General features: G+C 42.9%; 1 protein-coding gene. It reads right to left on the reverse strand.

The window, feature by feature from the left end:
- Positions 1–776 (reverse strand): tetratricopeptide repeat protein (locus tag A3763_RS28110; protein WP_197482762.1); only part of this gene is annotated, 776 nt, incomplete at both ends.

The following is a 776-nucleotide window of genomic DNA, read 5'->3' on the forward strand; positions in this document are numbered from 1 at the left end:
TATTCAGAGCCATGACGTTATTGGGCGCAATTTTCAGAACTTTTTCATAACCTTCAACCGCTTTTATACGTTGCCCCCGCTGCTGATAAGCTAAGGACTGATACATAAGCGCTGGGGTACTGTTAGGTAGCTTAACCAACCAATCTTGAAGGAACTTGTTTTGGGCAGGCTTATCACCCAAAACACCTAGCACTCGATATAGTTTTTCAGCTGTAGAATCTACGGGTGCATTTCCCCAGCTTTGCATCAATAGCTTACGCGCTGTTGAATAGTCATTCTTGGATAGCGCAATATCACCGCGCAATATGTTCACAACAGGGTGGCTATCATTAATAGCCTCTATTTGACCAAGTACTTTCTCAGCCTCATTAACACGTCCAGCCTTCAGCTCAAGATCAACTAAAAAAGACAATAAGCGCATATTATCCGGTTCACTCGTTAGAACCTCAGCGACTTTGGTACGCGCCGTAGCGAAATCGCTCTTACGCATTGCAATTAAGGCTTCAACATACTTAATTCCATCACCTAAACGCTTGGTTTTTCCATCTTCTCCGTGAGCCGCTTTCGCTTTTTCAAGATACGCTTTAGCATCCGATACATTCTGCTGTGAGATCGACTCCTGAATCAGTACATAATATGGCGCTAGCTGAGCATTACTATTTGCGAAGAACTCTAATTTACTACGTCCTTCGGCACCTTGATCTTCGATAAGATAAACAGATAGCAAACCTTTATAACCCAACTCACTTTCGGGGAACACCCGAATAATTTCATTA

Source organism: Oleiphilus sp. HI0128 (genome assembly GCF_001635365.1).